This is a genomic window from Azonexus sp. (assembly GCF_036170495.1).
Lineage (GTDB): Bacteria > Pseudomonadota > Gammaproteobacteria > Burkholderiales > Rhodocyclaceae > Azonexus.
In genome coordinates, this window is record NZ_JAVHPH010000184.1 from 1 (window position 1) to 9488 (window position 9488).

At 59.1% G+C, this 9488-nt stretch carries 8 protein-coding genes; all 8 read left to right on the forward strand.

Translation table 11 applies throughout. The annotated features are described in order from the left end of the window. Nucleotides 1-308, forward strand: a 308-nt coding sequence (locus ADADOO_RS06190) for a cytidylyltransferase domain-containing protein (protein WP_511275922.1), incomplete at its 5' end; no start/stop codon positions are given. Nucleotides 309-384: 76 nt separating this feature from the next. Beyond that, nucleotides 385-1038: an adenylate kinase gene (adk, locus tag ADADOO_RS06195; protein ID WP_511275923.1), complete on the forward strand. Its 654-nt coding sequence runs from the start codon at nt 385-387 to the stop codon at nt 1036-1038. Nucleotides 1039-1046: 8 nt separating this feature from the next. After that, the gene (locus ADADOO_RS06200; RefSeq protein ID WP_511275924.1) at nt 1047-2306 is read left to right on the forward strand and encodes a 6-phosphofructokinase; all 1260 of its coding nucleotides are present in this window, start codon (nt 1047-1049) and stop codon (nt 2304-2306) included. A 25-nt stretch (nt 2307-2331) separates the two neighbouring features. Then, entirely contained in the window at nt 2332-4398 is a 2067-nt protein-coding gene (locus tag ADADOO_RS06205) for a sodium-translocating pyrophosphatase (RefSeq protein ID WP_511275926.1), read from the forward strand. 107 nt (nt 4399-4505) lie between these two features. Beyond that, nucleotides 4506-6683: a type I secretion system permease/ATPase gene (locus ADADOO_RS06210; RefSeq protein ID WP_511275928.1), complete on the forward strand. Its 2178-nt coding sequence runs from the start codon at nt 4506-4508 to the stop codon at nt 6681-6683. Further along, nucleotides 6680-8095 carry an HlyD family type I secretion periplasmic adaptor subunit gene (locus ADADOO_RS06215; RefSeq protein WP_511275930.1) on the forward strand — a complete coding sequence of 472 codons (1416 nt, stop codon included), beginning with the start codon at nt 6680-6682 and terminating at the stop codon, nt 8093-8095. The genes ADADOO_RS06210 and ADADOO_RS06215 overlap by 4 nt, the downstream gene beginning before the upstream one ends. A gap of 173 nt (nt 8096-8268) precedes the next feature. Continuing rightward, nucleotides 8269-8709, forward strand: a complete 441-nt coding sequence (locus ADADOO_RS06220; protein WP_511275932.1) for a response regulator transcription factor — start codon at nt 8269-8271, stop codon at nt 8707-8709. Between the two features lie 303 nt (nt 8710-9012). Continuing rightward, nucleotides 9013-9488: retention module-containing protein (locus tag ADADOO_RS06225; RefSeq protein ID WP_511275933.1), on the forward strand; the 476-nt coding region annotated here is incomplete at its 3' end.

The following is a 9488-nucleotide window of genomic DNA, read 5'->3' on the forward strand; positions in this document are numbered from 1 at the left end:
GCGCGCCGATTCCCTACGCCCGCGATCATTTTGCCAAAGAGGCCGGTGGCGAAACACTGCCGGCCAATTTCCCGGCCTATCGCCACGTCGGCCTGTACGCCTACCGTGCTTCGTTTTTGCAGGCTTTTTCCGGGTTGACCGTGGCGCCGACCGAACATTTCGAGTCACTCGAACAGTTGCGCGCCCTGTGGCATGGTTACCGGGTCAGCGTGACGCTGATTGACGCAGCTCCGATGCCTGGCGTCGATACGCCCGAAGATGCCGAGCGGATGCGCAAACTGTTTGACCGCCCCGGAAATAACGGGTAATTTTCCGCTCCTAGAGAACGGCCGCCAGTGAAGCCGATAAAAAGAATTTTTTAGACAAACCCGAGGGACTATATTCATGAAATTGATTCTGTTGGGCGCTCCTGGCGCCGGCAAGGGTACGCAAGCCACCTTCATCTCCAAAGAATTTGGCATCCCGCAGATTTCCACCGGCGACATGCTGCGCGCCCAAGTCAAGGCCGGCACCGCGCTCGGTCTGGAAGCCAAGAAGCACATGGATGCCGGCGGTCTGGTCCCGGACGCGGTCATTATCGGCATGGTCAAGGATCGCTTGACCCAGGACGACTGCAAGAACGGTTACCTGTTCGACGGCTTCCCGCGCACCATTCCCCAGGCTCAGGCCATGCGTGATGCCGGCGTGCCGCTTGATGTCGTGCTTGAAATCGACGTGCCGGACAGCGATATTGTTGAACGCATGGCGGGCCGTCGCGCTCACCTGGCTTCGGGGCGCACCTACCATGTCAAGTTCAACCCGCCGAAGGTCGAAGGCAAGGACGACGTGACCGGCGAGCCGCTGGTTCAGCGCGACGACGACAAGGAAGAAACCGTCAAGAAGCGCCTGGAAATCTACCATTCGCAAACCAAGCCGCTGGTTGATTTCTATACCAAGTGGGCGGCCGAAGGCGATGCCAAGGCCCCGAAGGTGCGCAAGGTGGCGGGTGTCGGTAGCGTCGATGGCATCACCAAGAGCGTTTTTGAAGCACTGAAATAAGGGCGAGAATGACGGTGAAAAACGCCTTCTACGCGCAGTCAGGGGGCGTTACCGCCGTCATCAATGCAACGGCGTGCGGCCTGATTCAGGAAGCACGTCGTCATGTCGGCAGGATCGGAAAAGTGTACGCCGGCCGTGATGGCATCATCGGCGCGCTGACCGAAGATTTGATCGACACCAGCCTCGAATCCGACGAGGACATCGCCCGCCTGCGCTCGACGCCGGGCGGCGCCTTCGGTTCCTGCCGCTACAAACTGAAAAGCCTCGAAGAGCATCGCGCCCAGTACGAGCGCCTGATCGATGTCTTCAAGGCGCACGACATCGGCTATTTCTTCTACAACGGTGGCAACGATTCCATGGATACCGCCTGGAAAGTGTCGCAAATCGCCGAGAAGATGGGCTATCCCGTGGTTTGCGTCGGGGTGCCGAAGACCGTCGACAACGATCTGCCGCTGACCGATTGTTGCCCGGGCTTCGGTTCGGTCGCCAAGTATGTCGCCACCTCGATCCGCGAGGCCGGCTACGACGTCGCCTCGATGGCGCGGACCTCCACCAAGATTTTCGTACTCGAAGTCATGGGCCGCCACGCCGGCTGGATTACCGCCGCCTGCGGCCTGGCTTCGGAGAGTGTCGGCGAACCGCCACACATCCTGCTTTTCCCTGAAGTTCCGTTCGATGCGGAGCGCTTTCTGGCTCGGGCCGACGAATGCGTCAAGCTGTATGGCTACTGCACCGTCGCCGTTTCCGAAGGTCTGTCCGATGCTTCCGGCAAGCTGATCGCCGAATCCGGGACCAGAGACGCTTTCGGGCACGTCCAACTGGGTGGTGTCGGGCAGATCGTGGCGCAGTTGATCAAAGACCGGCTCGGCTACAAATACCACTGGGCGCTGGCTGACTACCTGCAACGCTCGGCCCGTCACCTGGCGTCGCGGACCGACATTGAACAGGCCCATGCCCTGGGTGTTGCTGCGGTCGACCTGGCTTTGCAGGGAAAAAACGCCGTGATGGCGACCATCAATCGCCTGGCCGATGCGCCGTATCGCTGGGAAATCGGCGATGCGCCGCTCAAGGACATCGCCAATGTCGAACGCAAGATGCCTCCTGAATTCATTTCGGCTGATGGATTTCACATCACCGATGCCTGCCGTGCTTACCTGCAACCGCTGATCGAAGGCGAGGAGCCGCCGCCGTACCGCAAGGGGCTCCCCGATTATGTGCGTTTGAAGAACGTTTCCATTACTAGAAAGCTGGGGGCGTTCAAAGTGTAGTTCCATCAATCTAGGGAGGGAGTGTATGTCTACACCGTTGTGGTTGGCGCTTGGGTGCGCCGTTCTAGCAGTGTTGTACGGCTGGATTTCCAGTCAGCAGATCCTCGCGTTGCCGGCCGGCAACGAGCGCATGAAAGAGATTGCCAAGGCAATTCAGGAAGGCGCGGAGGCATACCTCAGCCGACAGTACAAGACCATCGCCATGGTCGGTATTGCCCTCTTCCTGGTCATTGGTTTTATCCCCAAGCTAGGCTGGATGACTGCCTTCGGTTTCCTGATCGGTGCCGTGCTTTCCGGTGCCGCCGGCTTTATCGGCATGAATGTTTCGGTGCGCGCCAATGTGCGGACGGCCGAAGCGGCGCGTAGCGGCATTGCGGCCGCGCTTGATGTCGCTTTCAAGGGGGGAGCGATTACTGGCATGCTAGTGGTCGGGCTTGGCCTGCTCGGCGTCGCCGGTTATTTTGCTTTCCTCAAGTCGGCCAATGGCCCCGGCGCTGACCTGCACCATGTCATCGAACCATTGGTTGGCCTGGCCTTTGGCTCCTCGCTGATTTCGATTTTCGCTCGTCTGGGCGGCGGCATCTTCACCAAGGGGGCTGACGTTGGTGCCGACCTGGTGGGCAAAGTGGAAGCCGGTATTCCTGAAGACGACCCACGCAACCCGGCGGTGATCGCCGATAACGTCGGTGACAACGTTGGCGACTGCGCCGGCATGGCCGCCGACCTCTTCGAGACCTACGTCGTGACCGTGGTGGCCACCATGGTCCTGGCCGCACTGATCATCAAGACGGCAACCGGTCTGGGCGAAAACTTCGTGCTCTATCCGTTAGCGTTGGGTGGTGTCTCGATCATCGCCTCCATCGTCGGTTGCTATTTCGTCAAGGCGACCGAAGGCGGCAAGATCATGGCGGCCCTCTATCGCGGCCTGATCGTTGCCGGCGTGCTGGCGCTGATCTTCTATTACCCGGTCACTTCCTGGCTGATCGGTGCGGGCGCCACGCTGCCCGATGGGAGCGTGATCAACACCATGACGATGTTCGGTTGCTCCGTCGTCGGCCTCGTGCTGACCGCCGCGCTGGTCTGGATCACCGAGTACTACACCGGCACCGACTACGCGCCGGTCAAGCACGTTGCTGCCGCTTGTCAGACTGGCCACGCCACCAACATCATTGCCGGTATCGGTGTTTCGATGAAGTCGACCGCCTGGCCGGTGCTTTCGGTCTGTGCCGCAATCTATGCGGCCTTCGCCATGGGTGGGTTGTTCGGTATCGCCATTGCCGCCACATCGATGCTATCGATGGCCGGTATAGTCGTGGCCCTTGATGCCTACGGTCCGATCACCGACAACGCCGGTGGGATTGCCGAAATGGCCGAGTTGCCGAAGGAAGTGCGCAACGTGACCGATCCACTGGATGCCGTCGGCAACACCACCAAGGCGGTGACCAAGGGTTACGCCATCGGCTCCGCCGGTCTGGCTGCGCTGGTGCTCTTCGCCGACTACACGCATGGTCTGGAAGCGGTGTCGGGCAAGGTCTTTACTTTTGACCTGTCCAATCACCTGGTCATCATCGGCCTCTTCATTGGCGGTCTGATTCCCTTCCTGTTTGGCGCCATGGCCATGGAAGCGGTGGGCCGTTCGGCCGGTGCTGTGGTCGTCGAGGTCCGTCGCCAGTTCAAGGAAATCCCCGGCATCATGGAAGGGACGGCCAAGCCGGACTATTCCCGCGCTGTTGATATGTTGACCGTAGCAGCGATCAAGGAAATGATGATTCCGTCGATTTTGCCGGTCGCCGTGCCGATCGTGGTCGGTCTGGTTCTCGGTCCGGTCGCGCTCGGTGGTCTGTTGGTCGGCACCATCGTGACCGGCCTGTTCGTCGCCATTTCGATGACGACGGGTGGTGGCGCCTGGGATAATGCCAAGAAGTACATTGAAGATGGTCACTTCGGCGGCAAAGGCTCGGATGCGCACAAGGCCGCTGTGACCGGCGATACGGTCGGCGATCCCTATAAGGATACGGCCGGACCCGCCGTTAATCCGCTGATCAAGATCATCAATCTGGTTGCCTTGTTGATCGTTCCGCTGATCGCTTGAGTTGCCGTAAGGTTTTGCAGAAGGCGGCTTCGGCCGCCTTTTTTACATTTCTTTGATTTGCGATTTTCAAGCCAAGTTAGAATCTGCACAATAAATCAGGGAGTGGCATGAGCGAAGTTGCTAGTGGTTCCGCCGGCATCGGCAATTCCGGTATGCGGGAAGATATTCTGCACCATGATCCTTTGCTGGACTGCTTGGTCGAATTGACCCGTATTTACGGACGGCCGAGTACGCGGGCCGCACTGGTTGCCGGACTACCCTTGGAAAAAGGTTCGCTGACGCCCTCGTTGTTTGGTCGTGCAGCAAGTCGGGCCGGCCTTTCCGCCAAAGTCGTCAAGCGTTCGCTGGAGCGGATCAATGATGTGCTTCTTCCTGCCGTGCTATTGCTCGATGGTAATGAGGCCTGCGTTTTGCTCGGCTGGGACGAGTCCGGCCAAATAGCCCGCTTGCTCTTTCCGGAAACCGGCCAAGGCTCCCACCAGATGGCGCGTGATGACTTGGCTCGTCGCTATACGGGCATCGCGATTTTTGCCCGGCCGCATTTCCGCTTTGACAGCCGCACCCCGCAGGTTGGCGACGTCAAGCTCCGCCACTGGTTCTGGGGAGCGTTGGCCGAGCAGATGCCGATCTACCGTGATGTTCTCGGCGCCGCCTTGCTGATCAATGTGATGGCTCTGGCCATGCCGCTGTTTACGATGAATGTCTATGATCGCGTCGTTCCCAACCGGGCCATGGAAACCCTCTGGGTGCTGGCCTTGGGCGTCGTCTTGATCATCGGCGTCGACATGGTTCTGCGCTCCTTGCGCGGGTACTTCATCGATCTGGCCGGGGCGCGTATTGACATCAAACTTTCCGCCTCAATCATGGAGCGCGTGCTCGGTGTGCGCATGGAGGCCAGGCCGGCCGCGGTTGGCGCATTTGCCTCGAATCTGCGGTCCTTTGAGTCGGTCCGCGATTTCATTACGTCGGCGTCAGTCACGGCGTTTATTGATCTACCGTTTGCCCTGCTTTTCGTTCTGGTGATTGCCCTGATCGCCTGGCAGCTGATCATCCCGGTGTTGCTGGCCATCGTGTTTGTGGTGATCTACGCCTACGTCTTGCAACACAAGATGCACGCGCTTTCCGAATCGACCTATCGCGCGGGAGCCCTGCGCAACGCGACCCTGGTCGAAAGCCTGACGGCGCTCGAAACCATCAAGACGCAAGGGGCCGAAGGGTTAATGCAAGCCAAGTGGGAAAAAACGGTTTCCTACGTCGCCGGGATCAATAATCAGATGCGTTTTCTGTCTGCTGCCGCGACCAACGGGGCAATGGAAATTCAGCAGATCGTCAATGTCGTGGTCGTCATCGCCGGTGTTTATCTGATTGGTGAGGGAAAACTCAGCATGGGCGGCCTGATCGCCTGCACGATGCTGACTTCGCGCGCGGTGGCGCCTTTGGGGCAGATGGTCGGGCTGCTCATGCAATACCACAACGCCAAGGTGGCGCTGACCTCGCTTGAGCAGATCATGCACAACCCGGTTGAGCGACCGGTCGATGCCAACTTTGTTCATCGCCCGGAACTGAAGGGAAATATCGAATTCCGCGATGTCCAGTTCAGCTATCCAAATTGCCAGATCGCCGCCGTGAAGGGGCTGACTTGCCGGATCAGCGAAGGCGAAAAGGTCGTGGTAATCGGTCGTATCGGGTCAGGCAAGACGACCCTGCAGAAACTACTGCTCGGTCTCTATCAGCCGACCGGCGGGGCAGTCAGCATTGATGGTGTCGACCTTCGTCAGCTCGACCCAGCCGACCTTCGCCGCAATATCGGCTACGTCGCGCAGGATGTCACGTTGTTCTTCGGCACGCTGCGCGAGAACATTTCGATCGGCGCGCCCTACGCCGACGACGCCACCATTGTCGCAGCCGCAGAGGCTGGTGGCTTGACCGAATTCGTCAATCGGCATCCCGATGGTTTCGACATGATGATCGGCGAGCGGGGTGATTCGCTGTCCGGTGGCCAGCGTCAGGGGGTGGCGATTGCCCGGGCCTTCCTCATGGACCCGCCGATCCTGTTGCTCGACGAACCGACCAGCGCGATGGATTTTTCCTCCGAACAGCAGTTCAAAGAGCGTCTCAGAGTAATGGCCGCGCACAAGACAGTGCTTATCGTTACGCATCGCAACAGCTTGCTTGATCTCGCGACCCGGGTCTTGGTCGTCGACGACGGTCGCATCGTTGCCGATGGTCCGCGCGATCAGGTCATTCAGGCGCTGCAGAGCGGACGGATCGGGAGGGCGTCATGAAGCGCCTGAAAGCGATCGCTGCGGCAACGCATGCCTGGCTGGAGCGCGTTGCTCAAAAGGCGACGCCCTACGTCGAGCGCATCCTCGGCCGCCTGCCGAGCCGCGAGGAGGTCGAAGTCGTCGATTTCGCCAGCGATGCCGATCTGGCCATGCTGCGTCAGGAGCCTCTCCGGGCACGCGTGTTGTTACGTTCGATCGGGGTCGTGTTTGCTGTCTTTGTATTGTGGTCTGCTGTTGCCCAACTCGATGAAGTGACGCGGGGCGAGGGCAAGGTCATTCCTTCCCGGCAAGTTCAGGTTTTGCAAAGCATTGATGGCGGCCTGGTTTCCGAGATTTTGGTGCGGGAAGGTGAGATTGTTCAGCCCGAACAGTTGCTGATCAAAATCGATGAAACCCGTTTCGTTTCTTCCGTGAAGGAAAACCAGGCTCAATATCTCGGATTGGTGGCCAGAGCGGCCCGCCTGCGCGCCATTTCGGAAGGCAAGCCATTCGTTCCTCCGCAGGAAGTCATGAAGGCCGATCCTTCCATCGTCGAGCAGGAACGTCAGTTTTATGAAGCGAGAAACAGTGAACTGACGGCATCGGTTTCAATCGCGCGCCAGCAACTCAGTCAGCGTCAGCAGGAACTGAATGAGGCTCAAGCGAAGCGCGCCCAGGCCTCACAGGGTTATGAACTGACTTCAAAAGAGCTTGCTGTAACCCGTCCGCTGATCAATTCGGGGGCGATTTCCGAAGTCGAGTTGCTGCGTCTGGAGCGTGATGTCTCCCGCTATCGCGGCGAGCGCGACATGGCTTCGGCCCAGATTTCCCGGGTTCAGTCGGCGATCAACGAGGCGCAACGCAAGATCGAGGAGGTCGAGCTGACGTTCCGCAACGACGCCAGCAAGGAGCTTTCCGAAGTTATGTCCAAGCTCAATAGCCTGGCTGAAGGAAGTGTTGCCCTGACTGACCGGGTCAAGCAGTCGTCTATTCGCTCACCCCTCAAAGGCACGGTCAAGCGTCTGCTGGTCAATACGGTGGGCGGGGTGATCCAGCCCGGCAAGGACATGATCGAGATCGTCCCGCTGGAAGACTCCTTGTTGCTCGAGGCACGCGTGTTGCCACGGGATATTGCCTTTCTGCGGCCGGGCCAGCCGGTCATCGTCAAGTTCACTGCCTACGACTTTTCCATCTATGGTGGCCTTGATGGAATACTCGAACATATCGGCGCTGACACCGTGATGGACGACAAGGGAAATGCCTTTTACACGGTACGGGTACGCACCAGCAAACCCGGCTTTGGCGATGCCAATCTGCCCATCATTCCCGGCATGATTGCCGAAGTTGACATCTTGACCGGCAAGAAGAGTGTCCTCGCCTATATCCTCAAACCGGTCCTCCGCGCCAAGAGTGTCGCGTTGACGGAGCGTTGATGATTCATTGCTTTGTTGACCGCGATGCACAGGCGCTACCGTCCTGGCTGGAGGCTTTTCCGCAGGCGCGAGTGGCGCGCCGTCAAGACGCACAGTACTTTCTACCCGATGGCCCCTGCGTTCTCTGGTGCCGTTGCCGGCCACAGGAAAATCTTGCGGCGATATTGGGCGCCTTGACCATCTTGCCAACGCAGATAGTGGTCGTCCTGGCCGATGAGCCGGGGGATGCCATCATTGCCGAAGCCTGTGCACTGGGTGCCGCCGGCTGTTGCAATACCTACGCGGCGCCTGAAGTGCTGCGTCAGGTCGCGCTCGTCGTTGAAAATGGCGGGTTGTGGATTGGTCAGTCCTTGCTGCAACGACTGGTCGGCAGCACCTCCAGGGCTTTCGAGGCGCGTCCCGAGGCAAAAATGGATACTTGCTCGGCTCTCCTTTCCGAACGCGAGTCACAAGCGGCGAAGCTTGTTGCCGGCGGCGCCAGCAACAAGGAAATCGCCGACCAGCTTGGGATTACGGAAAGAACGGTTAAGGCCCACTTGTCGGCGATTTTCGAGAAACTCGGCGTGCGCGACCGCCTTCAGCTTTCCCTGCGCATCAACGGCGTCAAAGTGTAAGGCGATAAGCGCCATGAGTTGGGCGGCCGGGTCTTGAAAGGCCTCCGCATCGAATGCCACGGTCAACCGGAAATTTTTGCCAAATTTGAAACTTGCATGAGAGGCGAAAACGGCCATTGAGCGTGAAATAACTCACGCTCAGTCGCCATACTGTACTTTCGTTCAATAGATTGCAGGCCTTGATGCCCTTACACTTTTCGCATTGCTAATAGTGTCTGGAGTTTTACCATGGCTCAAGCCCAAGTCGTCGCCCAAGTTTCCGTTCTTTCTGGTCAAGCGTTTGCGCGCGATAGCGCAGGAAATATGCGCCGCCTCAAGCTCGGAGACGCGATACGCGAGGGTGAAAGCGTCGTCGCCGCCGATGGCGCCAAGGTCGTTCTGACACTTGCCGATGGCCGTGAAATCGATGTCCGTCCTGGTGAAACGGCGAAAATCGATGCTGAGGTCGCTGCCGCCATCAAGCCCGATGCTACCGACAGTGCAGTGATAAATAACCAGGACGGCTTCAAGAAGATCGCCTCGGCCCTGAAATCAGGCAGCGATCTTGATGCCTTGCTCGAAGAGGAAGCGCCAGCAGCCGGCCTTGCCGGTCAAGGCGGCGACGAAGGCCATACCTTCGTCGAGCTTTTGCGCATCGTCGAAACCGTCGATCCTCTGGCCTATCAGTTTGGAACCGAGCGCGGTCGGCCGCTAGAGACATTCGAAGGGGCACCGCTGCTTAATGACACCACGGACACCACGGCGGGGACGATCACGCTCGACGAAATCAGCGCTGACGT